20 protein-coding genes and 1 pseudogene are annotated in these 25,821 nt (G+C 32.9%); 16 read left to right on the forward strand and 5 right to left on the reverse strand.

What is annotated here, in order from left to right:
• Positions 1-200 precede the first annotated feature (200 nt).
• From ACXAG4_RS10570 to ACXAG4_RS10595, 6 genes and pseudogenes are all read left to right on the forward strand, one after another.
• Complete coding sequence (locus ACXAG4_RS10570) at positions 201-1,586, forward strand: CmpA/NrtA family ABC transporter substrate-binding protein (RefSeq protein WP_475296057.1); 1,386 nt, start codon at positions 201-203, stop codon at positions 1,584-1,586.
• Positions 1,587-1,724: 138 nt separating this feature from the next.
• The gene (locus tag ACXAG4_RS10575; protein ID WP_475296058.1) at positions 1,725-2,831 is read left to right on the forward strand and encodes an ABC transporter permease; all 1,107 of its coding nucleotides are present in this window, start codon (positions 1,725-1,727) and stop codon (positions 2,829-2,831) included.
• 180 nt (positions 2,832-3,011) lie between these two features.
• On the forward strand, positions 3,012-3,854 hold the full coding sequence (locus tag ACXAG4_RS10580) for an ABC transporter ATP-binding protein (protein WP_475296059.1): 843 nt from the start codon (positions 3,012-3,014) through the stop codon (positions 3,852-3,854).
• Positions 3,855-3,864: 10 nt separating this feature from the next.
• Positions 3,865-4,695, forward strand: a complete 831-nt coding sequence (locus tag ACXAG4_RS10585; protein WP_475296060.1) for an ABC transporter ATP-binding protein — start codon at positions 3,865-3,867, stop codon at positions 4,693-4,695.
• A 135-nt stretch (positions 4,696-4,830) separates the two neighbouring features.
• The gene (locus tag ACXAG4_RS10590; protein ID WP_475296061.1) at positions 4,831-6,093 is read left to right on the forward strand and encodes an alginate export family protein; all 1,263 of its coding nucleotides are present in this window, start codon (positions 4,831-4,833) and stop codon (positions 6,091-6,093) included.
• A gap of 171 nt (positions 6,094-6,264) precedes the next feature.
• Positions 6,265-7,842: pseudogene (locus ACXAG4_RS10595) on the forward strand (YifB family Mg chelatase-like AAA ATPase); the annotation flags it as partial.
• A 115-nt stretch (positions 7,843-7,957) separates the two neighbouring features.
• Here ACXAG4_RS10595 and lacZ read toward each other — a convergent pair.
• Positions 7,958-11,218: a beta-galactosidase, LacZ type gene (gene lacZ, locus ACXAG4_RS10600; RefSeq protein WP_475296062.1), complete on the reverse strand. Its 3,261-nt coding sequence runs from the start codon at positions 11,216-11,218 to the stop codon at positions 7,958-7,960.
• Positions 11,219-11,389: 171 nt separating this feature from the next.
• Here lacZ and ACXAG4_RS10605 point away from each other — a divergent pair, with 171 nt between their 5' ends.
• Genes ACXAG4_RS10605 through ACXAG4_RS10630 form a run of 6 tightly spaced genes read left to right on the forward strand, consistent with a single transcriptional unit; the run spans position 11,390 to position 16,831 of the window.
• Positions 11,390-12,508, forward strand: a complete 1,119-nt coding sequence (locus ACXAG4_RS10605) for a DUF2891 domain-containing protein (RefSeq protein WP_475296063.1) — start codon at positions 11,390-11,392, stop codon at positions 12,506-12,508.
• Positions 12,501-13,721, forward strand: coding sequence for an Nramp family divalent metal transporter (locus tag ACXAG4_RS10610; RefSeq protein ID WP_475296064.1), 1,221 nt, complete (start codon positions 12,501-12,503; stop codon positions 13,719-13,721). The genes ACXAG4_RS10605 and ACXAG4_RS10610 overlap by 8 nt, the downstream gene beginning before the upstream one ends.
• Before the next feature lie 7 nt (positions 13,722-13,728).
• The gene (pxpA, locus tag ACXAG4_RS10615; protein ID WP_475296065.1) at positions 13,729-14,469 is read left to right on the forward strand and encodes a 5-oxoprolinase subunit PxpA; all 741 of its coding nucleotides are present in this window, start codon (positions 13,729-13,731) and stop codon (positions 14,467-14,469) included.
• A gap of 3 nt (positions 14,470-14,472) precedes the next feature.
• Positions 14,473-15,198, forward strand: coding sequence for a 5-oxoprolinase subunit PxpB (gene pxpB / locus ACXAG4_RS10620; protein WP_475296066.1), 726 nt, complete (start codon positions 14,473-14,475; stop codon positions 15,196-15,198).
• Positions 15,191-16,036, forward strand: a complete 846-nt coding sequence (locus ACXAG4_RS10625; protein ID WP_475296067.1) for a 5-oxoprolinase subunit C family protein — start codon at positions 15,191-15,193, stop codon at positions 16,034-16,036. The genes pxpB and ACXAG4_RS10625 overlap by 8 nt, the downstream gene beginning before the upstream one ends.
• Before the next feature lie 48 nt (positions 16,037-16,084).
• The gene (locus tag ACXAG4_RS10630) at positions 16,085-16,831 is read left to right on the forward strand and encodes a DUF6503 family protein (RefSeq protein WP_475296068.1); all 747 of its coding nucleotides are present in this window, start codon (positions 16,085-16,087) and stop codon (positions 16,829-16,831) included.
• Here ACXAG4_RS10630 and deoD read toward each other — a convergent pair.
• The 4 genes from deoD to clpB form a co-directional block, all read right to left on the reverse strand.
• Positions 16,828-17,526: a purine-nucleoside phosphorylase gene (gene deoD, locus ACXAG4_RS10635; protein WP_475296069.1), complete on the reverse strand. Its 699-nt coding sequence runs from the start codon at positions 17,524-17,526 to the stop codon at positions 16,828-16,830. The two genes, ACXAG4_RS10630 and deoD, sit on opposite strands and share 4 nt — an antisense overlap.
• 3 nt (positions 17,527-17,529) lie before the next feature.
• Positions 17,530-18,195, reverse strand: coding sequence for a deoxyribose-phosphate aldolase (gene deoC / locus ACXAG4_RS10640; RefSeq protein WP_475296070.1), 666 nt, complete (start codon positions 18,193-18,195; stop codon positions 17,530-17,532).
• A 119-nt stretch (positions 18,196-18,314) separates the two neighbouring features.
• A complete protein-coding gene (deoC, locus tag ACXAG4_RS10645) occupies positions 18,315-18,962 on the reverse strand; it encodes a deoxyribose-phosphate aldolase (protein WP_475296071.1) in 648 nt (215 codons plus the stop codon).
• Between the two features lie 355 nt (positions 18,963-19,317).
• Complete coding sequence (clpB, locus tag ACXAG4_RS10650; RefSeq protein WP_475296072.1) at positions 19,318-21,924, reverse strand: ATP-dependent chaperone ClpB; 2,607 nt, start codon at positions 21,922-21,924, stop codon at positions 19,318-19,320.
• 158 nt (positions 21,925-22,082) lie between these two features.
• Between clpB and ytxJ the strand changes: the two genes are divergently transcribed.
• From ytxJ to ACXAG4_RS10670, 4 genes are all read left to right on the forward strand, one after another.
• A complete protein-coding gene (ytxJ, locus tag ACXAG4_RS10655; protein ID WP_475296073.1) occupies positions 22,083-22,472 on the forward strand; it encodes a bacillithiol system redox-active protein YtxJ in 390 nt (129 codons plus the stop codon).
• The gene (locus tag ACXAG4_RS10660; protein ID WP_475296074.1) at positions 22,473-22,874 is read left to right on the forward strand and encodes a gamma-glutamylcyclotransferase family protein; all 402 of its coding nucleotides are present in this window, start codon (positions 22,473-22,475) and stop codon (positions 22,872-22,874) included.
• Entirely contained in the window at positions 22,861-24,549 is a 1,689-nt protein-coding gene (locus ACXAG4_RS10665; RefSeq protein WP_475296075.1) for an RluA family pseudouridine synthase, read from the forward strand. Before ACXAG4_RS10660 ends, ACXAG4_RS10665 begins: the two co-directional genes overlap by 14 nt.
• Before the next feature lie 210 nt (positions 24,550-24,759).
• Positions 24,760-25,758, forward strand: a complete 999-nt coding sequence (locus ACXAG4_RS10670; RefSeq protein ID WP_475296076.1) for a glycosyltransferase — start codon at positions 24,760-24,762, stop codon at positions 25,756-25,758.
• The last annotated feature ends 63 nt before the right edge of the window (positions 25,759-25,821 follow it).

Genomic DNA, 25,821 nt, shown 5'->3' on the forward strand with positions numbered 1-25,821 from the left:
CTAAAGAATTTTTCTAAAAAGCACATTTTAAAGATTTAAAGATTAGTTAGTTGCTTTTTAAACCTGCCAAACGGCAGGTTTTTTTGTGGATGAAAAAGTGTTTTATCTATGGTGTTTATCATGCTAAGTATTATAAACTACTTATATATTTGTTTTAAAATTAAGTATAAATACTTAGAAAATTAATTAACATCTCTAATATGAAAACACTAATCAAAAAAACAATTCTTTTACTACCGGTAGCGGTTTTATTATTTGCCTGCGGAGGAAAAGAAAAAAAGAAAGAAGCTGAAGTAGAAAAAGCAGCTGCCGAAGTTTCTAAAACAAAACAATTAGAAATTGAAAAGCCTCAATTAACTTTTGGTTTTATAAAGCTAACAGATATGGCGCCATTAGCCATTGCAAAAGAAAAAGGCTTTTTTGAAGATGAAGGTTTATTTGTGTCTGTTGAGGCACAATCTAACTGGAAAAACGTTTTAGATCGTGTTATTGATGGTCAATTAGATGGTTCACACATGTTAGCAGGTCAGCCAATTGCTGCAGGCGCAGGTTTTGGGCGTCAAGCAGAATTAGTCACGCCTTTTTCAATGGATTTAAATGGTAACGGTATAACAGTTTCAAATGATGTTTGGAGCAAAATGAAAGCTAATGTACCAAAAGATGCCGATGGTAAACCTATACATCCTATAAAAGCCGACGCCTTAAAACCTGTAATTACAGATTATAAAAATGCCGGTAAAGCTTTTAAAATGGGAATGGTTTTTCCAGTATCTACACATAACTATGAAATTAGATATTGGTTAGCCGCAGCAGGCATTCACCCGGGTATGTACACTGCTGAAAATGTACAAGGGCAAATTGATGCCGAGGTTTTACTTTCTGTAACACCACCACCACAAATGCCAGCTACTTTAGAGGCAGGAACTATTTACGGGTATTGTGTTGGTGAACCTTGGAATCAACAAGCGGTATTTAAAGGTATTGGTGTACCTGTAACTACTAATTACGACATTTGGAAAAACAACCCAGAAAAGGTTTTTGTTATGACTAAAAAGTTTGTAGATGAAAATCCTAATACTGCTATTGCTGTAACAAAAGCATTAATTAGAGCTGGTAAATGGTTAGACGAACCAGGAAATAGAGCCGAAGCTGTTAAAATATTATCTATGTCGCAATACGTAGGCGCAGATGAAGCTGTTTTAGCTAACTCAATGACGGGTACTTTTGAGTTTGAAAAAGGCGATAAGCGTTCAATGCCAGATTTTAACGTATTCTACAAATACAACGCAACCTACCCATTTTACTCTGATGGTATTTGGTTTTTAACTCAAATGAGACGTTGGGGGCAAATTCCTGAAGCCAAACCAGCTGAATGGTACGCAGAAACTATAAAAGATATTTACAGACCAGATATCTGGAAAAAAGCTGCCGAATTGTTAGTAGCCGAAGGTAATATTCCTGCTGCTGATATTCCTGAAACAGATGGTTACAAACCATCAACAACAGATTTTATAGATGGTAACGCTTATGATGCTAAAGATCCAATAGCATACATAAATAGCTTTAAAATAGGTAATAAAGATTAAGATTAATTTTTTTATGTCGTTCCTAGTGTGAAGTTTCATGAGAAATCTCATAAACAAAACCGTGAGGTTTCTCATACTTCATTTAGTAAAACGGTATTTAAAAAATATGAAATAGAATAAATAGTAACAAACGTAGTCATGAAACAAAGTATAACATTAGGGAAAGTAACAAAATTTATGGGCTTAGGTTTTTTAACCACGCTTAAAGATTTGTTTACAGGTAAATTAGATAAAGAAGATTTTAAAAGCTTTTTGCGCAAAGTAATAGTGCCAATTGTATCCATATTATTATTTGTTGGGTTGTGGCATATGGGTGCAAAAGCACTGTATAATATTGAAGCAGATTTTAAAATAAATAAAGCCTTAGAAGAGCGCGGGCAAGCAGCAGCTGATGCTGAAGCGGCTTGTATTGCATCAGGCAATGTAACATGTCAACCTAACTCTTTACCTTCACCAGCACAGGTTTGGGATTCTTATAAATCACTCCTAAAAGACCACAGTGCTATTAGCGCAGATAAAGCCGCTTTTAAAGAAAAAACAGCAGCTTTAAATGAAAAACGTATAGCTGAAGGCAAAGAACCTATTGTTTATACTGGGCGTCCATCGTTTGTTGATCAAATTTTTAGAAGTTTAAAAACTGTATTTGCAGGCTTTTTACTTGCTTTAGTAATTGCTGTGCCATTAGGTATTTTTATTGGCTTGAGTCCTACATTAAAAAGTGCTTTTAACTGGTTTATTCAAATTTTTAAACCTGTATCGCCAGTAGTTTGGTACTTATTAGTTTTTATGATTGTGAAAACATTATTAATAGATTCTAGTGAAGATAGCTCATTCACTATTTCATTTATTAGTGTTGGTTTATGTTCAATGTGGGCAACATTAGTAAATACAGCCATGGGTGTTTCATCGGTTGATAAAGATTATATTAATGTAGCTAAAGTATTGAAGTTAGGTACGTTTCAAAAAATATTTAAAGTTATTTTACCATCATCGTTACCATTAATTTTTACTGGATTAAAAATTACAATCTCTGTAGGTTGGATGGTGTTAATTGCTATTGAATTATTAGCACAAAGTCCTGGTTTAGGAACTTTTGTTTGGGAAGAATTTCAAAATGGCGCTAATGATTCTAATGCCAAAATTATTGTAGCCATGTTTGTTATTGGTATTATTGGTTTTTTGTTAGATAGGTTAATGTTAACCATTCAAAACTCAGTGTCTTTCGTTAAAACAGATGCTATTTAAAATAACAAAATAACAAAGAATGAAGACAGAAGTTTAATATGTGTTAGGGATTGAAGCGGCATCCTTTTTTATGTCAGTTTGAGTGTTTTGCGAAGCATGAGAAAAACGTAGCGAAAACAAAAAAAAAAGATATAGCAGAAAGCCCGACCCTTGGGGAACACCATAAAAACAAAAACGAAAATGGCATATTTAGAATTAAATAACGTACACAAAACATATACTGAAGGCGAAGATGAAGTGCTTTCTAACATCAACCTTTCTATTGAAGAAGGCGAGTTTGTGGCTATTGTTGGCTTTACAGGAAGTGGTAAAACAACATTAGTAAACTTAATAAACGGTTTGCTACAACCCACAAGAGGTGAGGTTTTATTTAAAGGAGAACCTGTAGTAGGAACAAGCCACGAAAGAGGTGTAATTTTTCAAAATTACTCATTATTACCATGGTTAACAGTAGGGCAAAACGTGTTTATGGCAGTAAAAGAAGCGTTTCCAAAAACACCAAAAAAAGAATTAAACCAAATGGTAGCAAATTATGTTGATATGGTAAGTTTAACACCTGCTATTAACAAATTGCCAAGAGAGCTATCGGGTGGTATGCGCCAGCGTGTTGCCGTTGCTAGAGCTTTAGCTATGAAGCCCGAAATGATTATTATGGATGAACCTTTAGGTGCTTTAGATGCTTTAACTAGGGGTAATTTACAAGATGAAATTTTAAACATTTGGGGAAAAGATAAGCGTACCGCACTACTTATAACTAATGATGTTGATGAAGGTATTTATATGGCCGATAGAATTATTCCGTTACGCCCAGGGCCAAACGCCACTTTAGGGCCAGAGTTTAAAATTGATATTGAACGCCCACGTGATAAAACCGCTTTAAATGATAATGAAAACTTTAAGCAAACTCGTAACGCCATTATTGAATATTTAATGGATATAGGTAATGAACGTAAGGCCGAAGCAAATACAGCCTATGCTTTACCAGACTTAGCGCCTAAAGATTTTGTGAACCAATTTAAATAACATGAACATTATGAGTACAATTACAACAAATACAGCACAAAAAAGTTATGTTGAAAATGGCATTTTTCCATCAAATGATGTCATGTTAGATTTAAAAAACTTAAAAAAAGTATACCCAACGCCAAAAGGTGATTATGTGGTTTTAGAAAACCTAAACCTTCAAATAAGAAAAGAAGAGTTTGTTACCATTATTGGGCATTCAGGTTGTGGTAAAACTACCATGTTATCTATGATAGCGGGTTTAAACGAAATTTCAGGTGGTAATATTTCAGTTTTAGGAAAGCACATAAAAGGGCCAGGACCAGATAGAGGAGTTATTTTTCAGGCACCAAGTTTAATGCCTTGGATGACATCACTTCAAAATGTTTTGTTGGGTGTAAACCAAGTATTTCCGCATGCTACAAAAGCGCAACGTAATGATATTGCTAAGTATTACCTTCAAAAAGTAGGTTTAGAAGATTCATTTCATAAAAAAGCAGCAGATTTATCGCAAGGTATGCAACAACGCGTTGGTATTGCTCGTGCATTTGCCATTAAGCCTAAAGTATTACTGTTAGATGAGCCTTTTGGAATGTTAGATTCTCTAACCAGAGGAGAATTACAGGATATTTTAATTGAAATTTGGAATAAAGAAAAAATTACGGCGGTTATGATTACACATGATGTTGATGAAGCTATATTTTTAGCAGACAGAGTGGTGATGATGACTAGCGGACCACGTGCTAAAATTGGCGATGTGCTTAGTATAGATTTTGAACGCCCACGCACGCGTAAAGCAGTTTTAGAACACAACGATTACTACAAATACAGAAAACATTTAATAGATTTTTTAGAGCATTAAAAAAACATAAAGTGGTTTTAAACATGAGTTTTATCATAATTCAACCGCTTGTACGTAAGTATATTTGCTTACCAATTAATTAAAAATAACTACAAAAAACAACAATTAAAAATGCTAAAATTAAAATTTAACAATATGAAAAACCAATACGCATTATTAGCAGTTTTTGCCTTAGCAATACAGTTTGCACAAGCGCAATTTACATTAGACGGTGAGTTTAGACCACGTACAGAATACCGCCACGGATTTGGAAACTTAATTGCAGATGATGCCGATGCTGGTTTTGGAATTTCAACAAGAGCGCGTTTAAATGCTGGTTGGACTACCGATGCTTATAAAGTGTATTTAAGCTTGCAAGATGTTATGGTTTGGGGTGAAAACCGTCAAATATTACCTTGGGATCAAAACAATTCATTTGCAGTTTTTGAAGCTTGGGCTGAAATTAAATTAGCCGAAAGTTGGTCTACTAAAATTGGTCGTCAAGTATTATCATATGATGATCAAAGAATTTTAGGCGGTTTAGATTGGGCACAACAAGGGCGTAACCATGATGCAGCCATGATAAAGCATAAAAAAGGTAAATTTATGTTAGATTTTGCTTTGGCTTTCAATCAAGACTATTCTAATCCAACCGGTTTTGTATCTGTAGGTACAGGCTATAATACTTCAGGTTTTTTTTCATATAAAACCATGCAAATGTTATATATGAAACAGGCTTGGGAAAAATTTACAGGTAGCTTATTATTATTAAATAATGGTTTTCAAAAATTTGACGATGCTAGCGCTCCTGATGGTGTAAATAATATGCAAACATTTGGTACGCATTTAACTTATAAAGCAGGTAGTTTTGGTCTTGCTGGTAATGGTTATTTACAGTTTGGTGATGATAGAAAAACAGCGTTTTTACTTGGTTTAGATGCCACTTATAAAGCGTCTGATAAAGTAACACTTGGTGCTGGTATTGAAATAATTAGTGGTGATAAAGCTGATACTGCTGAAACTGAAGCATTCTTCCCGTTATATGGTACAAACCACAAGTTTAATGGTTTTATGGATTACTTTTATGTAGGTAACCATGCCAATTCAATTGGTTTATCTGATATTCACGTGAGTGCTAATTTTGATTTAGGAAACAAATCTAGCTTATTAGTTAAAGCACTTAATTTTAGCGGAGAGCAAGAATTACCTAATGGCGATAAAGCTTTAGGAACTGAAATTGATATTGTATACAAAAAAGCCTTTAAAGGATACGCTTTGGTAATGGGGTACTCACACATGTTTGCCGCAGATGGTATGTATGAGTTAAAAGGAATAAGTGAAGATGCTGCTGCAAGCGGACAAAACTGGGCATGGGCTATGTTAGTTATTAAGCCTAAGTTCTTAAATACAGGTAATTAAAATTGAAAATATAATCTGATATTTTTCAGGTTAATCATGACTATTTCATTTTAAAAGTCTCACTTTTCAGTGAGACTTTTTATGTTATAAATTAGAAATCTAAATATATATAAACTGTTTTTTTTGTTTTATGGTAAAAAAGTTTAATTACAGCTACTAAATTCATTTCAAAATAAAACTACATTTCTTACATTTAAGCAGAAAAGAACGAATATGCTTAAAAAAGTTTTTGGTAGTGCCGTTTTTGGTGTTGAAGCTACCACAATTACCGTTGAGGTAAATGTAGATTCTGGTATTGGTTATCATTTAGTAGGTTTGCCAGATAATGCCATAAAAGAAAGTAACTACCGTATAGCAGCTGCGCTTCAAAATAATGGTTATAAAATTCCAGGAAAAAAGATAACAATCAACATGGCTCCTGCCGATTTACGAAAGGAGGGAAGTGCTTACGATTTAACCTTAGCAATTGGAATTTTAGCAGCTTCAAAACAAATACAAGCCGAAAATTTAGAGCAATATTTAATTATGGGCGAACTATCTTTAGACGGAAGTTTACAGCCCATAAAAGGCGCCTTACCCATAGCTATTAAAGCCAGAGAAGAAGGATTTAAAGGCTTCATTTTACCTGCGGCCAATGCTAAAGAAGCCGCCATTGTAAACGATTTAGAAGTTTACGGAATTGAAAACATAAAACAAGTTATAAATTACTTTGATAAAGGCGAAGCTTTACAGCAAACTATTATTGATACTAGAAAAGAGTTTGAAAAAAATCTAGATTTTCCTGAGCATGATTTTGCCGATGTAAAAGGGCAAGAAGGTATAAAACGCTGCATGGAAATTGCTGCAGCTGGCGGGCATAATATTATTTTAATTGGTCCACCAGGAGCAGGAAAAACCATGTTAGCCAAACGTTTACCTAGTATTTTACCGCCAATGACCTTGCATGAAGCGCTTGAAACAACCAAAATACACTCAGTAGTTGGTAGGGTTAAAGATGCTGGTTTGCTGTCTCAAAGACCTTTTAGGAGCCCGCATCATACCATATCAAATGTGGCTTTAGTAGGTGGTGGTAGTTATCCGCAACCAGGTGAAATCTCTCTATCACATAATGGTGTGTTGTTTTTAGATGAGCTACCAGAATTTAAACGTGATGTGTTAGAAGTTATGCGTCAACCGTTAGAAGATAGAGAGGTAACTATTTCAAGAGCTAAATTTACAGTAACATATCCATCATCATTTATGTTGGTAGCCAGTATGAATCCAAGTCCTGGTGGCTATTTTAACGATCCTGATGCGCCTGTAACGTCAAGTCCTGCCGAAATGCAACGGTATTTAAGTAAAATTTCTGGTCCATTATTAGATAGAATAGATATTCATATTGAAGTAACGCCTGTACCTTTTGATAAACTTTCAGATGATAGAAAAGGCGAATCTTCAGTAGATATTAGAAAACGAGTTACAGCCGCAAGAGATATTCAAAGTAAACGCTTTACAACTAATGATACGGTACATTATAATGCGCAAATGAATACCAAACAAATTCGTAAACATTGTGTTTTAGATGAAGATTCAAAACAATTACTAAAAACTGCTATGGAGCGCTTAAACCTGTCTGCTAGAGCTTATGATAGAATTTTAAAAGTAGCTAGAACGATTGCAGATTTAGAAGCCTCTGAAAATATTGAAGGCGCACACATTAGTGAAGCTATACAGTACAGAAGTTTAGATAGAGATGGCTGGTTGGGGTAAATTATAGACTCTGAAATAAGTTTAATATATAAAATTAAGCATACTAATAACATAATTTCAAAACAAAAAAGCAGCTCCAAAGAGCTGCTTTTTCTATAGATATGCTATTAATCTATTAAAATTTAATTTTTTCAGCTTTCACCTTAGGGCTGAAGGGTACTAAATAAAATGAATATTTGTAACTGCCCGGTTTATTTCTAAATTCTTCATGAGCTTGTGCTCGTGGAGACCATGTGTTGTCTCCACCAACTCCTTGTTGGCTTAAATCTATATTTACAGTGTAAACATCACGTTCTACTAATTCATTTAAAAAGTTTGCTTCTTGTAAGTTATCTATACTATACTCTAAAACACTAAAGTTTATTGGTTGTTCACCTTTAACTAATACACCCTTTTTAGCAGTGTTAGTAAGTGTAAACCAATGCGTTTGTGTATGGTTGCCATACTCTTCGGGGTAAACGTATTTATAGTTGATGTCTTCTGGTTTTCCTGAGTATAAACCAACGTGAGCACCATAATTTCTGTCTGCATAATTGGCTTGTGGACCTTTACCCAAATACGTTAAATTATTATAGTTATTAGCAATATCAAACTGCATACCAATACGTGGAGCGTTAGGTGCATTATCGGCAATTTTTACGTTGTAATCTACTTTAATTTCACCTGTTCCTAAAACAGTGTAAGTTAAATTAACCTTAGTTTCAGGTTTATTAATTTTACCGGTAACAGTAATAATTGTTTTACCTTTTTCAGTGTTATTAACAGAAACGTTTTCAACTTTTAACGTGTTTCCAGCATGCATCCAATCTAATTCAGACTGTAATTTCATAGACTCTCTATAAGCTTCGTCGTTTTCAGTTTCAGCACGCCAAAAGTTTAGTTTTAAAGGCGATTTCATAATGTTTACACCTTTGGCTGTATAAGACGAAATGTAACCCGTGTTTTTATCAACTTTAACAGAAACGATGTTGTTACTTACAGATACTGTTTTGTCTGTATCGTTAACAATTAAAGCATTGTTGCTTTTTAATGCTGAAGGCTGCGGAACATCATAATTTAAAGAAAATTGTTCTTCAAACACCACATAACCCGCATCAGCCCAAAGCGTATTGTTTTTTAAACTTCCGAAGACATTTAAATGATATACGCTACCAGCTTTAAGTTTTGGTTTTTTAAAATTGATGTTGAAATTATCAGTTTTAAAAGCTTTGGTGTTTAGGGTTTTTAAATCACCTTTTTGAATCACTTTTCCGTTTTCAGTAATATTCCAAGATAGATTATATTGTGATAAATCTGTGGCGTGGTGACGATTTAAAATACTAAAATTACCGCTTAAGGCATCTTTACTTGAAATTACTACCGGTTGATTTACCTTTTTACATTCAATAATTTCAGGTTTTGGTGTTCTATCTGAAGCAATAATACCATTTATACAAAAACTTCCATCATTTGGCGTGTCTCCATAAGAGCCTCCGTACGCATAGTATTCTTTACCGTTTTCGTCTTTTCTTAAAATACCTTGGTCAATCCAATCCCAAATGTAACCACCTAAAGCGCGGTCGTTGCTATGAATAATGTCCCAATAGGTTTTCATGTTTCCAACAGAATTACCCATAGCATGCGCATATTCACACATTAAAACGGGTATATTTTGAAATTCTTTTGTGTCATCCAATAAGCCTTGTAATTCTTGTGGTTGTGGATACATACGGCTTATCATATCTACCCATGGTTTGTCTGACGGATTTCCTTTGCTATGCTGAAAGAAATTCTTTTTGTAATTTGGATGGTTTGGTATGCCTTGAGCACCTTCATAATGTATGTAGCGTGTTGGGTCAAAATCTTTAATCCACCCTGCCATAGCGGCATGATTTGGGCCTGTACCAGACTCATTACCTAAACTCCACATTACAATACTTGGGTGGTTTTTATCACGCTCAACCATACGTACAGCACGCTCTAAATAGGCATTGCTCCATTCTGGTACATTTGAAAGCTGCCCGCGTACGCCATGTGTTTCTAAATTTGCTTCATCCATAACGTAAATACCATATTTATCACATAAATCATAAAAATACGGGTCGTTAGGGTAGTGCGATGTTCTTACAGCATTAAAGTTAAATTGTTTTATAAGTTTAACATCGGTTTCCATGTCTTCACGAGTTACAGTTTTTCCATTAATATGGTCGTGGTCATGGCGGTTTACACCAATCATTTTTACAGGATTTCCATTAACAAGAAAACGTCCGCGTTCATCAATTTTAACTTCTCTAAAGCCAACTTTAGTGCTCGTGTGTTGTATGCTGTTACCTTGGTTGTCTTTTACTGTAAAAAGTAGTGTATATAAGTAAGGATCATCAGAAGACCATTTTTTTGGTAATTCAACTTCAGTTTCAATTAAACCAAAATACACATTATCACGTTGCGGATAGTTTTCACCTAATATTTTACTAAAAGGTGTACTTGTAGTTTTACTAACAGTATTACCGTTAGCATCAACCAATTCAGTTAAAAGTTGCCAGTCATCAACAGTAGTTTTTAGGTTGGTGTTGCCAAACTCACCAACTTTAGCTACATATTTATTGGGTATGTTGGCAATAATTTCAGGTCTTATTTGCAATAATGCATTTTCATAATTATCATCAAAATCTGTTCTAACTGTAAAATCAGATAAACGTACTTTTGGGTTGGCTTGTAAGTATACCTCACGTTCAATACCACTTAAACGCCAGTGATCTTGTGCTTCCATATAACTACCATCGCACCAGCGGTACACTTTAACCGCTACTTTGTTTTCGCCTTGTTTTATATGTTTTGTAATATCGAATTCAGCAGGAAGCCTTGTATCTTCGCTATAACCAACAAATTTACCATTAACCCATACGTAGTAGGCAGATGAAACGCCTCCAAAATGTATAATAACATCTTTATTGGCCCAAGTTTCATCAATATTAAATGTTTTAATATAATGCCCAACAGGGTTGTCATGATGGTTTATATTTGGGAAATCATTAAAAAACGGATAGGTTGAATTGGTATAAATAGGAGTACCGTATCCGCGCATTTCCCAGTTTGAAGGCACATCAATAGCATCCCATTTCGATGCATCAAAATTTTCATTTTTAAAATCATCTAAAGCATCGGCAGGTTTTGCAACCCATTTAAATTGCCAATTACCGTTTAAAGATTTATAATTGCTAGAAGCCTCGCGGTTGCCGTTAAGAGCTTGGTCTTTGCTGTCAAAATTATAAAACGTAGCTTTTGCAGGTAGCCTGTTTATTTGATTTACGTTAGGGTTTTCCCAGTCATTCTGTTGCGCAGTTGCTAGGGAAACAAAAAAGAATAGTAATAGTGAAAAACTACTTAAGTACTTCATTGTTAAATTTAGTTTAGATGTTTTATATTTACTCAAACACAAATATATTTATTAATAAAGTTTGACCATATTTTATATATGCAACAAATAGTCAAAAAAGGGCAATAATTGGTTAAATAGGGGTTTTTAGCTTTTAAAACGTCATTATTAGTAAATAATAAACATACTTAAATGAAGAAACATATACTTATTTTAATAATCTTGAGTTTTATTGCTTGTAACCAAACGCATAAAAAAACTTCTGAAAAAACAGATAAAGAAGCACCAATTGTTATTGAACAGTTGCCAGATTTAGATTTAGCTCAGGCAAATAAATTAGCCGAATTACCTTTGCATTGTATAAATATAGAATACCCTAATAGGTTATCGCAAACATTGGGCAGTGATGAAGATTTAAAATCTCCGGAAGTACTACACCCAGCATTTTATGGATGTTTTGATTGGCATTCATCGGTACATGCGCATTGGAGTTTGGTTAAATTATTAAAAATGTTTCCAGATTTAGAAAAAGCAGAACATATAAAAGAACGTTTGCTTAAAAATATCTCAAAAGAAAACATTGAAGCAGAAGTGGCTTATTTCAAAGGAAAACATAATACAAATTATGAGCGCACTTACGGCTGGACATGGTTGTTAAAATTAGCCGAAGAGTTACACACTTGGGATGATGAAACAGCAAGAGTTTTAGAGCAAAACTTACAACCACTAACAAATTTAATTTGCAATAAGTATATAGAATATTTACCAAAACTAAATTACGCATTACGTGTTGGAACACATACTAACACAGCTTTTGGGTTATCTTTTGCCTTTGATTATGCCGAAACCGTAAAACATGAAGCCTTAAAAAAAGCAATTAAAGATAGAGCGTTATTTTTCTTTAAGAATGACACAAATTGTCCCATGAGTTGGGAACCTAGCGGAAGTGATTTTTTATCGCCTTGTTTAGAAGAAGCTGCTTTAATGAAACGCTTACTACCTCTTAAAGATTATAAAATTTGGTTAGAAGAATTTTTGCCTCAATTAAAGGATGAAAATTATAGCTTAAAACCAGGTGAAGTTTCAGATAGAACCGATGGGCATTTAGTGCATTTAGATGGTGTAAACTTTTCTAGAGCTTGGAATTTATATGAAATTACTAAAGGGCTGCCAGAATATAACCACTTAAAAAATGTTGCCAATAAGCATATTAACTATTCCTTACCAAGTATTTTTGGTGATGATTATATGGGCGGACATTGGCTTGGTAGTTTTGCAATTTATGCGTTAAATGCTGCTAAAAGTGATTAAAAGGTGGTTTAAAAACATTGGCCCTGGCCCGTTAGTTGCCGCAGCTTTTATTGGTCCGGGTACCGTAACAATGTGCACTATAGCTGGTGTTAATTTTGGGTATGCTTTGCTGTGGGCAATGGTACTGTCTGTTTTTGCTACGGTGATTCTTCAAGAAATGGCAGCAAGATTGGGTATTGTTTCCCAAAAAGGGCTTTCAGAAATTATAAGAGAAGAAATTAAAATTCCTGTATTCAAAACAATAATAATAATTTTAATTTTAGCAGCTATTGTAATTGGAAATGCAGCTTACGAAGCCGGAAATATCTCTGGTGGTGTTTTGGGTTTTGAAGCTGTTTTAGGGCAAGCTTCTTTTAATTTATTTGGTGTTTCTTTTAAAAGTTTTAGTCTAGTAATAGGAGCATTGGCATTTGTTCTACTTTATTTAGGTAACTATAAAATTATTGAGCGTGCGCTAATAATGCTTGTTGTTTTAATGAGTTTGGCTTTTTTTACTTGTGCTATTTTAACAAAACCAGATATACTACTTATACTAAAAGGTGCCTTTATACCAAAGTTTCCAAAGAATAGTTTGCTAATTGTTGTTGGGCTTATAGGAACTACCGTAGTACCGTACAATCTTTTTTTACATGCTTCTTTGGTAAAAGAAAAGTGGAAAAAAACATCAAATTTAGCCACTGCAAGAAAAGACACTTTTATTGCGGTTGTTTTAGGTGGTTTAGTTTCAATGTGTATTATAATTTCCGCTTCAGCTATTCAAGATACATCTGTTAATAATGCAGCAGATTTAGCCAAAGGACTAGAACCCTTATTTGGTAGTTTTGCCAAGTATTTTTTGGCAACAGGTTTATTTGCTGCAGGTATAACAAGCGCTATAACGGCGCCTTTGGCGGCAGCTTTTGTTGCCTCTGGTTGTTTAGGGTGGACTTCTAACTTAAAATCATTAAAATTTCGAGGTGTTTGGATGTTTATTTTAATACTTGGTGTTGTACTGTCATCAACCAATATTAAACCCATTGAAATTATTAAGTTTGCGCAAGTGACTAACGGTATTTTACTACCCGTTATAGCTGCAATTTTAATTTTTATAATGAATAAAGCATCGGTTCTTGGAAAATATAAGAACAATACAAAGCAAAATATTCTAGGTTTTATTATCTTAGGAATAACAATATTACTTTCAGTGGTTGCTCTAATGAAAGTGTTTTTATAAAAATTTAATGAATCATCTTGTTGTTGATATAAATGCTGATGTTGGCGAAGGTATTGGAAATGAAACCTATTTAATGCCTTACATATCTTCTTGCAACATTGCCTGTGGTGGGCATGCTGGTAATGAAGTTTCAATGCATGAGGTAGTAAAACTAGCTAAAAAACATAAAGTTAAAATTGGTGCGCATCCTTCATTTCCTGATAAGGAAAATTTTGGACGTGTTAATATGAATATGTCATGCGCAGCGTTATTCACAACATTAAAACATCAAATTACAGATTTGCAAAAAGTATTGCACAAAGAAAATGCTACGCTTCATCATATAAAACCACACGGTGCACTTTATAATTTAGCTGCAAAAAACGAAAAGGTGGCCAATGTAATTATTGAAGTTATTAAAAGCATGCACAAACCTGTGCAGTTATACGTACCTTATAAATCGGTTATTGCACATTTGGCAAAAAAACAAGGGATTTCTATAACTTATGAAGCATTTGCAGATAGGAATTATAATGATGATTTAAGTTTGGTATCTAGAAAAGAAAATAATGCGGTAATACACGATGCTGATACTTTAGTAAACCATGTATTAAATATTGTGGCTTTCAAAAAAGTAAAAACCATTAATAATACCGAAATTCCTATTTTGGCAGAAACCGTGTGCGTTCATGGAGATAACCCCAAAGCTTTAGCGCTTTTAAAACAGCTTTATAAGCATTTACGTAAAAACCAAATTAAAGTACAATAATTAGTGTTTTACCAACTTAAATACAAACCATTTGGTGCGCAATCTGTTTTAATAGAATGGCCTCAAATTATAAGCAAAGAAATTCTTAAAGACATTTTAAGTTTTAAAACAAAGCTAGAAAAAGTAAAAACTATTAAAGAAATTAATCACGCGTATAATTCTGTTTTAGTTAGCTTTAATGATTTGAATATTGATTTTGAATTAAAAATAAATGAATTAAAAACCATTTATAAAACTGAAGGTAATATAGAAAAACACACTTTTAAAAGATGGCGCATACCAGTATGTTATAATAGTAAATTTGGTATTGATTTAGAGGCCATTGCTCATGCTAAAAACATGACTGTTGATGAGGTTGTAAAATGCCATTTTAACACCATTTATACTGTTTATTTTATTGGTTTTTTACCTGGTTTTCTTTATTTGGGTGGGTTAAATAAATTACTTCACACACCAAGAAAAGCGTCTCCAAGATTAAAAATTGAAAAAGGTGCTGTAGGTATTGGCGGTGAGCAAACAGGTATTTATCCAAGTGAAAGTCCCGGAGGTTGGAATATTATAGGAAACTCACCAATTAACTTTTTCAATATTCAAGAACAAACGCCGTGTTTTGCCAATGCAGGAGATGAAATTCAGTTTTATCCAATATCTTTAGAGCAACATACCAATATAAAAACATTAGTAGATGCTGGTGTTTACCAAATAGAAAGTGAGGTGATTAATGATTAAGGTTTTAAATGCAGGAATGTATGCTTCCATACAAGATTTAGGAAGGTTTGGTTTTCATAATTACGGTGTGCCATATTCTGGAGTAATGGATACACAATCTGCTTCATTTGCTAATGCTATTTTAGGTAATACGCTAAATTTACCAGTTATGGAAATTACCATGTTAGGGCCAAAATTACAATTTGAAACTAATACTAGAATTTGCATTTCCGGGGCAGATATGTCGCCAAAACTAAATAACAACCCCATTTTTAACAACAAGTCAATTTTAGTTAAAAATGGCAATGTGCTTTCCTTTGGAAAACTTAAAAAAGGGTTTCGTGCGTATTTGGCTGTTCAGGGTGGCTTTAAAACAGATAAAGTTTTAGGAAGTTATAGTATGTATCAAAATATTACTCCTAAAAGTAAAGTTGAAAAAGGTGATGTTTTAAAAATTGCTTCTTTCAATAATGTTGGTGCGCATGCTAATGCTTCTGTAAATGTATTAAACAAGTATTTAGATACAAATAACATTGAAGCCTACAAAGGTCCTGAATTTGATCAACTTTCCGAAGACCAAAAAAAGTTTTTGTTAAGTAATACTTTCAGTGTTTCAAAAGATAATAATAGAATGGCCTATCAACTTAATGAACCATTAAAGAATGAATTAAAACCTATTATAACCTCATTAGTAAAGCCTGGTACAGTGCAGTTAACACCATCTGGAAAACTTATAGTTTTAATGCGTGATTGCCAAACAACAGGTGGTTATCCAAGAGTTTTGCAACTTACAGAAATGGGTATTCATACAATTTCACAAAAATATACAGGGCAAAACATACAGTTTAAATTCAAATAATTGTAAATATTTTTATAGACTAACGACTTACTTTTAAAAATACAAATAATGATAAAAAATACAGGCATCGTTTTAATAATTAGTATTTTATTTTTCAGTTGCAAGCAAGAAGAAAAACTATCAGCTAACACCATTATAAATAAAGCAATTGAAATTTCAGGAGGAAATATTATTAAAAATGCTACCATAAAATTTAATTTTAGAAATAAACAATACACCGCTATAAGGCAGTTAGGTAATTTTAAATTAGGAAGACATTTTATTGCTGAAAATGACACAATTACAGATTGGTTATTTAATAAAGGTTTTGAAAGAATTATTAATAGCAAACCCGTAAAAGTTGCAAATAACTTAGTACCAAAATATGCAGCTTCAGTAAATTCTGTGCACTATTTTTCAATGTTGCCGTTTGGTTTAAATGATAAAGCAGTTAACAAAACGTATGTTAAAGATGTTGAAATTAAAGGTAAAACGTTTCATAAAATAAAAGTAACTTTTAACGAAAATGGAGGAGGAGGAGATTTTGAAGATGTATTTATGTATTTTATAAATCCAAAAACATTTAAAGTAGCATATTTAGCGTATTCATATGAAGAGGAACACGGTGTTGGTTTACGTTTTAGAGAGGCTTACAATGAGCGTTTTATAAATGGTGTTAGGGTGGTAGATTATAATAATTACAAACCTAAAAGCGAAACAGTAAAACTAGAATTATTGGAAGAAGCTTTTAATAAAAATGATTTAGAACTACTTTCAAAAATTGAATTAGAAAACGTTGAGGTTATTGCACATTAGTTTAAAGCTAAAGCAATTTCAACCATGTCTTTAAATGAGGTTTGGCGCTCCATACTTGATAAACGTTCGCCAGTAACTAAAGAATCTGAAATTGTTAAAATACTCAAAGCGTTAACGTTGTGTTTAGCAGCAATGGTGTATAGGCCAGCGGTTTCCATTTCAACACAAAGCACACCAAAATTTGCCCATTTTTTGTAATCTTCAAAATTATCGGCATAAAAAGCATCCGATGTTAAAACATTACCAGCCTTAACGGCTATTTGCCTTTGTTTAGCGGCGTTTATGGCTTTTAAAAATAAATTAAAACTTGCTGTAGGCGCATAATCGGCACCATTAAAGCGTTGGCGGTTTAATCCGGAATTTGAGGAGGCAGCCATAGCTAAAACCACATCTCTAACTTTAACATCTTTTTGGTATGAACCGGCACTACCAACACGTATTAAGTTTTTTACATTGTATTCAGTAATCAACTCGTGTGTATAAATTGAAATAGAAGGCAAGCCCATGCCTGTACCCATTACAGAAATAGGTTGCCCGTTATAAGTGCCAGTGTAACCAAGCATACCTCTAACATTATTAAAGCAAAACAGATTTTCAAAAAAAGTTTCGGCAATCCATTTTGCGCGTAACGGATCTCCTGGTAATAAAATAGTTTCAGCTATATCTCCCTTTTTTGCTTCAATATGTACACTCATTTTTTAATATTTTGAATTTGAAGTTTCGTTATTAACAATAGCTATTCCTGATGATGTACCAAGTCTTTCAACACCTGAATTTATATATTCTAAAGCAGTTTTTTTATCTCTAATACCTCCAGACGCTTTTATTTTAACGCATGATTTGCAAACGCTTTTCATGAGTTTTACATCTTCAATAGTAGCACCACCTGTACCAAATCCTGTTGAAGTTTTAATAAAATTGGCGCCGCTTTGTATGGCTAATTCACTGGCTTTAATTATTTCAACCTCATTAAGGTAACAGGTTTCTAAAATAACTTTTAAAACGTTATTTGGCATGATGGCTTTTACAGCTTCAATATCTTGCCAAACGGCATCAAAATCTTTACTTTTTAATAGCCCAACATTAATAACCATATCAATTTCATCAGCGCCATCATTTAGGGCTGCTTTAGTTTCGGCAACTTTAGCTTGTGTAGACATGGCACCTAACGGAAACCCAATAACACAACATACTTTAACGGGTGTGTTTTTTAGCTGTGCTTTTGCTAATTTTACGTAGCAACTATTAACACACACCGAAAAAAACTGGTAGGTTTTGGCTTCTTCACATAAAGCAATAATATCATTTTTTGTAGCTGTTGCTTTTAATAATGTGTGGTCTATGTAAGTGTTAAGTGGCTTCATAATGCTTGTTTTAACAAAAATGCTAATTTTTAAAGGTTTAAATTATGATTTACGTTAGTTTAAAACAAAAAAAAGAGCCTAAAAAAGCTCTTTTGTATTATTTTGTTGTGTTTTAAGTTTTATGCTGAAATTGCACTAATTTTAAATGTAGTGTTTGTGCTTATTCTATCTACGCCAATGTCTAAAAATTTATTGGCTATATCGCTATCAGTTATGCCTCCTGAAGCACATATTTTAACGTAGTTTTTTACGGTTTTCTTTATAATTTTTACCACTGTAAAAGTGGCGCCACCTTTTGAAAAACCAGTAGATGTTTTAATATAATCTACGTTGGCATCTAAACATATTTGGCAAGCTTTTATAATTTCGTTTTTATTGAGTTCAGATATTTCTAAAATAACTTTTAAAGGTACAGCTCCAATGGCTAATTTAACATCACTAATGTCTTTTAAAACAGATACATAATTTTTGCTTTTTAGTAGCCCTATGTTTATAACCATATCAATTTCATTAGCACCATTTTCTATGGCTGTTTGTGCTTCTTTTATTTTGGTTGGAGTATTGGCTGCCCCAAAAGGAAACGCTATTGTAGACGCTATTTTTATATCACTATTTTCAAGTAATTCTTTAGCTAATGGTACGTAGCAACTGTTTACACAAACGGCATTGGCATTTTGTTTTTTGGCTTCAAGGCAAAAATCAATAATATCTCTTTCGGTAGTTTTTGGGGTGAGTTGTGTAAATTCAATGTGCTCAAATAAATTCATAGTTATAAGTAGGTTTTTTTCTATTTTATTAGTGTAAAATAGAAGCTATTAATGTTAAAAAATGAGGGAAATTATGTGTTGTTGGGGACAAACATTTTCACTAAATTATAAATTATTGCCATATTTAAGGACTTAGTTTTATGTTTTTCGATGAAATACACATCAGTTTTTTTTAACTTCTTAAAAGTCAAAAAATTGTATTTTGACTATTTTTTAAGATTTTAATCGAAGTTTTGATTGTTTTAATCGAATTTTAAAGAATTTTATTACACGTTTTAGTAGATGCTAAAAAAGCAACCTTTAATTCAATTTACTGAATTAAAGGTTGCTTTTAAACTAACTAACCAAACTAAAATTAAAACTCTTCGGTAACCAAATCGCCTTGGTTTCTAAAAACCAAATTATCATCAAAAGCATCTAATAAAATAATGCTATCTGTGGTTACTTTACCAGCTAATATTTCTTTACTTAAAGCATTTAAAACTTCTTTTTGAATAACCCTTTTAACGGGTCTTGCTCCGTATTCTGGATTATATCCTTTTTGTGCTAAATAAGCAATAGCTTCGGTTGTAGCATCAAAGGTAATACCTTGTTGTGCTATCATTTTTGTAATAGCTTTAAGTTGTAGGCCTACAATGTTTACAATATTTTCTTTTGATAAAGGAGTAAACATAATGGTGTCATCTATTCTATTTAAAAACTCTGGGCGCACGCTTTGTTTTAACAAAGCTAGCACATCTAATTTTGCTGTTTCAATAGCAGAATTAATATCTTTTGTGGCTTCAAAACGCTCTTGAATAATGTTACTACCCATGTTAGATGTCATGATAATAATGGTGTTTTTAAAATCTGCAATTCTGCCTTTATTATCCGTTAATCTACCTTCATCTAAAACTTGTAATAAAATATTAAAGGTGTCTGGGTGTGCTTTTTCAATTTCATCTAAAAGCACAACAGAGTAAGGTTTACGTCTTACAGCTTCGGTTAATTGGCCACCTTCATCATAACCAACGTATCCTGGAGGCGCCCCAACCAAACGGCTCACTGCATGACGCTCTTGGTATTCACTCATATCAATTCTAGTCATGGCATTTTCATCATCAAATAAATACTCGGCTAAGGCCTTAGCTAACTCTGTTTTACCAACACCAGTTGTTCCTAAAAATAGGAAGGTGCCAATAGGTTTTTGCGGATTTTGTAATCCTGCTCTGCTACGTCTAACGGCATCACTTACGGCTTCAATGGCTTCTTCTTGGCCAACAACACGTTTGTGTAATTCATCTTCTAATTTTAAAAGTTTTTCGCGTTCACTTTGTAGCATTTTAGTAACCGGTATACCTGTCCATTTTGCTACAACTTCAGCAATATCATCATAAGTGACTTCTTCTTTTATAAGTGAATTATCGGCCTGAGCTTGTAATTGTTTTTGGTATGTTTCAAGTAACTCTTGGGCTTCTTTAATTTTACCGTAGCGTAATTCGGCTACTTTACCATAATCACCATCGCGTTCTGCACGTTCGGCTTCTAGTTTATAGTTTTCAATATCTTGTTTTGTATTTTGAATATTATCAACTACTTCTTTTTCACTCTTCCATTTAGCATTAATATCATTACGTGTTTCTTTTAAATTGGCTAAATCTGAACGAAGGGATTTTAACTTACTTTCATCTTTTTCGCGTTTAATGGCTTCAATTTCAATTTCTAACTGCATAATTTTTCTGTCTAAAACATCTAATTCTTCAGGTTTAGAATTGATTTCCATACGTAATTTTGAAGCAGCTTCATCCATTAAATCAATAGCCTTATCTGGTAAATAACGGTTTGTAATGTAGCGTGTTGAAAGTTCAACTGCACCAATGATAGCTTCGTCTTTAATACGTACTTTATGATGTGTTTCATACTTTTCCTTTATACCGCGTAGTATTGAAATAGCGCTTTCTGTATCTGGCTCATCAACCATTACTTTTTGGAATCTGCGCTCTAAGGCTTTGTCTTTTTCAAAATATTTTTGATACTCGTCTAAAGTTGTTGCACCAATGGCTCTTAATTCACCACGGGCTAAAGCGGGTTTTAAAATATTGGCTGCATCCATGGCGCCTTGGCCACCGCCGGCACCTACAAGTGTGTGTATTTCATCAATAAACAAAACAATATCACCGTTACTAGTTGTAACTTCTTTAATAACAGCTTTTAAGCGCTCTTCAAATTCACCTTTATATTTGGCGCCGGCAATGAGTGCGCCCATATCTAGAGCAAAAATTTGTTTGTCTTTTAGGTTTTCAGGAATATCACCATCAATAATTCTATGTGCTAAACCTTCGGCAATGGCGGTTTTTCCTGTACCAGGTTCACCAACTAAAATAGGGTTGTTTTTGGTACGGCGCGATAAAATTTGAAGTATACGTCGTATTTCTTCATCTCTACCAATAACCGGATCTAACTTACCATCTTTAGCCAATTGGTTTAAATTTTTGGCGTATTTATTTAAAGAATTATAAGTATCTTCTTGACTTTGCGATGTTACATTTTCGCCTTTGCGAAGTTCATTAACGGCTGCGTTTAATGTAACTTCAGTTACGCCTTGGTCTTTTAGCATTTGGGCAATTTTGCTTTTAGATTTAAAAACGGCCATAATTAAATGCTCAATAGATACGTAATCATCTTTTTTACTTTTAGCAATATTAGCAGCTTCGTTAAGCGTTTTTCCGGCTTCGCGAGACAACATTAAATCGGTTCCAGTTACTTTGGCAAAACTTTCCAATTGCTTGTTTAAGGCTTGTTTTAAAATGCTAACATTTACATTTAGTTTTTTTAAAATAAATGGTAGTACGTTTTCATCTACTTCAAAAATACCTTTAAAAAGGTGTTCATTTTCTATTTGTTGGTGGCCAAAACCTTGCGCTATTTGTTGCGCTTGTTGTATGGCCTCTTGTGATTTTATTGTATAATTATTAAAGTTCATAGCTAAAATTTGTTTTTCTTTACATTGGGTAATAGTCAATAATCTTACCAATAGGATTTGTAAGACAAATTGTCGGTTTTTAACTTGTTTTAAATGACTTTTAGTCAGTGTGTAAGTAATGTTAATAAAGCCGACTTAACAATAAAGTTAAAATATTAATGGGAATTTTAAATAAAATATTTGGAGGTTCTGGTGAACCCAAAGAAGAAAAAGTATTGCCTTGGATTGCGTTAAACAACCTAGAGCAGTTAAAAGATATTCAAGAAAAATCTGAAACTAAAACGCAAGTTATTTTTAAACACTCAACACGTTGCGGTATTAGCCGTATGGTAATGAACCAGTTTATAGATGCTTATAGTTTAACAGAAACTGATTTAGATTTGTATTATCTAGATTTATTAAATTACAGAGACGTATCAAACGAGGTTGGTTATAAATTTCAAGTGCTGCACGAGTCTCCACAACTATTGGTTATAAAAAATGGGCAAACCGTAGCGCATGCTTCACACGGAGCTATTAATGATGTACAATTAGAAACCTTTGTTTAATTGGCGCCACACTATCTTTTTGTTTACGGCACATTATTACAAAATGCTGAAAACGAAATGTCGGTGTTTTTAAAAGCACATGCCACCATAATTTCAAAAGGTTATTTTACAGGTCAATTATATAAAATATCGTGGTTTCCAGGTGCTATTTTAAGTAATGATAATACCCAAAAAGTTCACGGGACATTGGTAAAACTAACAAATAATATTTTTGATGTTTTAGATGATTATGAAGGTTTTAACCCAAATAACCAAAAAGAAAGCTTGTTTATACGTCAAAAAGTTACAGTTTTTACAAAAAATAATCGTGTTTACAATGCTTGGGTGTATCTTTACAACCAAAATGTAAACCCACAAAACCGCATAGTTTCCGGAGATTTTTTAAAAGATGCCCAATTCTAAATTTACAGATACCCTTTTTCATTCGCTTCAACCAAAAAAAGAAATAGCTTTACCATCACAATTTACCTTTCCGTTTTATTACACACCGCATGAGTTAAGTGTTTTAGCTGCTGAAGATTTGCAAGGTTACCTTGAAAATGAAGCCAGATTTAATCATAATTTCGGATTAAAACCCAATGCCAAAGGATTAGTAATTGGGAAAATGTTTGGGGTAATGGTGGTTAAAGATAAAGCCAATAACTTAGGATATTTAGCAGCCTTTTCTGGCAAACTAGCCGAAAGTAATCAGCATAAAGGCTTTGTGCCTACGGTTTATGATACATTGAATCCGGAAGGATTTTACAAAATAGGTGAACAAGAATTAAATGCTATAAATAGAGATATTGAAGTTTTAGAAAATTCTGAAGCATATATTTCAGCAAAAAACAATTTAGATATTTGTTTAAATACTTATGAAACCGAATTACAAGCGTTAAAACAAACCATAAAAGAAAAGAAAGCTAAACGCAATAAACTTAGAGATTCTGAAGCTGAAAAATTATCACCCGAAGCTTATCAACATTTGCTTGAAAAACTTAAAAATGAAAGTATTTACTATCATTTTAGGTTGAAAGATTTAAAAACCGATTGGAAACTTAAAATAGACACTGCTAAATCTCAATTTGAAAAATTACAAACAACATTAAACGCTTTAAAAGAAAAACGCCGCTTACAATCGGCGTCACTTCAAAAGCAATTACACCAACAATATGCTTTTTTAAATTACAAAGGTGAAAGTAAAGATTTGCTAGATATTTTTGAAAATACCACGGTAAGAATTCCGCCCGCAGGAGCAGGAGAATGTGCTGCACCAAAACTGTTTCAATATGCATATCAAAACAACTTAAAACCTATAGCCATGGCTGAATTTTGGTGGGGTTCTTCACCAAAATCTGAAGTACGAAAACACAAACAATTTTACCCATCGTGCCGCAGCAAATGCGAACCTATTTTAGGGCATATGATGCAGGGCTTAAGTGTTGAAGACAACCCCATATTAAAGGTTAAAAAACATGAAGCACCACTAGAAATTTTGTTTGAAGACAATTATTTGTTATTAGTAAATAAACCACCCGAATTTTTATCGGTTCCCGGAAAAACCAATTTAGAGTCTGTGCAAACCAAAATGCAACAATATTTACCTAATATTAAACCGTTGTTAGTGCATAGGTTAGATATGTCTACATCGGGTATTTTATTGGTGGCAAAAAACGAAAAAACGCATAAAAACCTTCAAAAACAGTTTATAAAGCGCACGGTTAAAAAGCGTTATGTAGCGGTTTTAAATGGTGAAATTGCTGCTAAAGAAGGTATTATAGATTTACCGTTGCGTGTAGATTTAGATAACCGCCCACAGCAATTGGTGTGTTATGAGCATGGTAAACCAGCAAAAACAAAATATAAAGTAGTGAAGGTTGAAGATGGAAAAACTCGCATTCATTTTTATCCAATTACGGGCCGAACACATCAATTACGTGTGCATGCTGCCCATAGTAACGGACTAAATTTGCCTATTCTAGGAGACGATTTATATGGCACCAAAGCTAACCGTTTACACTTACATGCAGAACAATTAACTTTTGAACATCCTGTGACTAAAAAGGAATTAAATATAGTTTGTAAAGCGCCTTTTTAGTAAGAGATTTGTCTCTTTTTTGTTAAAAACTTGTTTATAATGCGCTTAAAGTGCTATGTTGCTTTTAGAAAGAAAACTCTAAATTTGGTTGTACATAATTAGTTAAAATACAACAACATAAAACTGCTATTATTTCCTGTTAAATAGCTACATAAAGATAGTTTTATTTTTATGTATTGGTTGTTTAAAATATAAAACAGAAATTAAATAATGAATATTTTAATAGTTGAAAATTCAATAATACCTGTTAAGCTTTACGGCGGTACACAAAGGGTTATTTGGTCTCTTGGTAAAGCACTTTCAGAGCTTGGTCATAAAGTCTCATATTTGGTAAAAAAAGGTTCAGAATGTGATTTTGCTAATGTTATTTATTTAGATTATGAAAAAGAAATTTATAAACAAATACCAGAATATATTGATGTTGTACATTTTAACTATGAACCAACCAATTTGTTTAAATTAAACAAACCTTATATTGTTACAATGCATGGAAATTTAAATAACAGTACAAGTTTAGATTATAATACTGTTTTTGTATCTAAAAATCATGCCGAAAGATATAACTCAAATTCATTTGTGTATAATGGCTTAGATTGGAGTGATTATTCAAAACCAAATTTTAAAAAAAATAAAAACAGTTATCACTTTTTGGGTAGAGCTTCTTGGTCTGTAAAAAATTTAAAAGGAGCAATTAAAATAACAAAAGAATTAAAAAGCAAGGAATTATTTGTTTTAGGTGGTAAACGTTTTAGTGAAAGAGTACTTAAAATGGGGCCATCTTATTTTCTGTCTAATAAAATTGCTTTTAAGGGTATGTTAGGCGGTAAAGAAAAAGAAAAATATTTACAATTATCAAACGGATTATTATTTCCAGTACTATGGCACGAACCATTTGGATTAGCAATAATTGAAAGTCTATTTTACGGTTGTCCCGTTTTTGGAACACCTTACGGTTCTTTACCTGAATTAGTTAATAGTGATGTTGGTTTTTTAAGTAATAAAAGAAAAGATATTACCGAGAAAATTAGAAACGATTACGCTTTTAATAACAAACTATGCCATGAATACGCATGTGAAAATTTTAGCAGTAAAAAAATGGCAGAAAAATATTTAGAAAAGTATAATGCTGTATTAAATGGCGAAAAATTAAACCCAAACAAACCACAACTAAAACATATTCAAAAAGAAAAACATTTAATATTTGAATAATAAAATATAGCCAATACCGCATAAACTCAATCGTTAGTAGATACTTCTTTCTAAATACCTTTT

The organism is Seonamhaeicola sp. ABD4_175 (assembly GCF_056160885.1).

What these genes read in the sequence shown, in the direction of transcription:
- deoC (WP_475296070.1), bottom strand. Translation starts at nt 18,195, where the DNA reads ATGAAGCCACTTAACACTTACATAGACCACACATTATTAAAAGCAACA.
- deoC (WP_475296071.1), bottom strand. Translation starts at nt 18,962, where the DNA reads ATGAATTTATTTGAGCACATTGAATTTACACAACTCACCCCAAAAACT.
- ACXAG4_RS10585 (WP_475296060.1), top strand. Translation starts at nt 3,865, where the DNA reads ATGAGTACAATTACAACAAATACAGCACAAAAAAGTTATGTTGAAAAT.
- ytxJ (WP_475296073.1), top strand. Translation starts at nt 22,083, where the DNA reads ATGGGAATTTTAAATAAAATATTTGGAGGTTCTGGTGAACCCAAAGAA.
- ACXAG4_RS10575 (WP_475296058.1), top strand. Translation starts at nt 1,725, where the DNA reads ATGAAACAAAGTATAACATTAGGGAAAGTAACAAAATTTATGGGCTTA.
- ACXAG4_RS10580 (WP_475296059.1), top strand. Translation starts at nt 3,012, where the DNA reads ATGGCATATTTAGAATTAAATAACGTACACAAAACATATACTGAAGGC.
- ACXAG4_RS10630 (WP_475296068.1), top strand. Translation starts at nt 16,085, where the DNA reads ATGATAAAAAATACAGGCATCGTTTTAATAATTAGTATTTTATTTTTC.
- ACXAG4_RS10625 (WP_475296067.1), top strand. Translation starts at nt 15,191, where the DNA reads ATGATTAAGGTTTTAAATGCAGGAATGTATGCTTCCATACAAGATTTA.
- clpB (WP_475296072.1), bottom strand. Translation starts at nt 21,924, where the DNA reads ATGAACTTTAATAATTATACAATAAAATCACAAGAGGCCATACAACAA.
- ACXAG4_RS10670 (WP_475296076.1), top strand. Translation starts at nt 24,760, where the DNA reads ATGAATATTTTAATAGTTGAAAATTCAATAATACCTGTTAAGCTTTAC.
- ACXAG4_RS10605 (WP_475296063.1), top strand. Translation starts at nt 11,390, where the DNA reads ATGAAGAAACATATACTTATTTTAATAATCTTGAGTTTTATTGCTTGT.
- ACXAG4_RS10570 (WP_475296057.1), top strand. Translation starts at nt 201, where the DNA reads ATGAAAACACTAATCAAAAAAACAATTCTTTTACTACCGGTAGCGGTT.
- pxpA (WP_475296065.1), top strand. Translation starts at nt 13,729, where the DNA reads ATGAATCATCTTGTTGTTGATATAAATGCTGATGTTGGCGAAGGTATT.
- ACXAG4_RS10665 (WP_475296075.1), top strand. Translation starts at nt 22,861, where the DNA reads ATGCCCAATTCTAAATTTACAGATACCCTTTTTCATTCGCTTCAACCA.
- lacZ (WP_475296062.1), bottom strand. Translation starts at nt 11,218, where the DNA reads ATGAAGTACTTAAGTAGTTTTTCACTATTACTATTCTTTTTTGTTTCC.
- ACXAG4_RS10590 (WP_475296061.1), top strand. Translation starts at nt 4,831, where the DNA reads ATGAAAAACCAATACGCATTATTAGCAGTTTTTGCCTTAGCAATACAG.
- deoD (WP_475296069.1), bottom strand. Translation starts at nt 17,526, where the DNA reads ATGAGTGTACATATTGAAGCAAAAAAGGGAGATATAGCTGAAACTATT.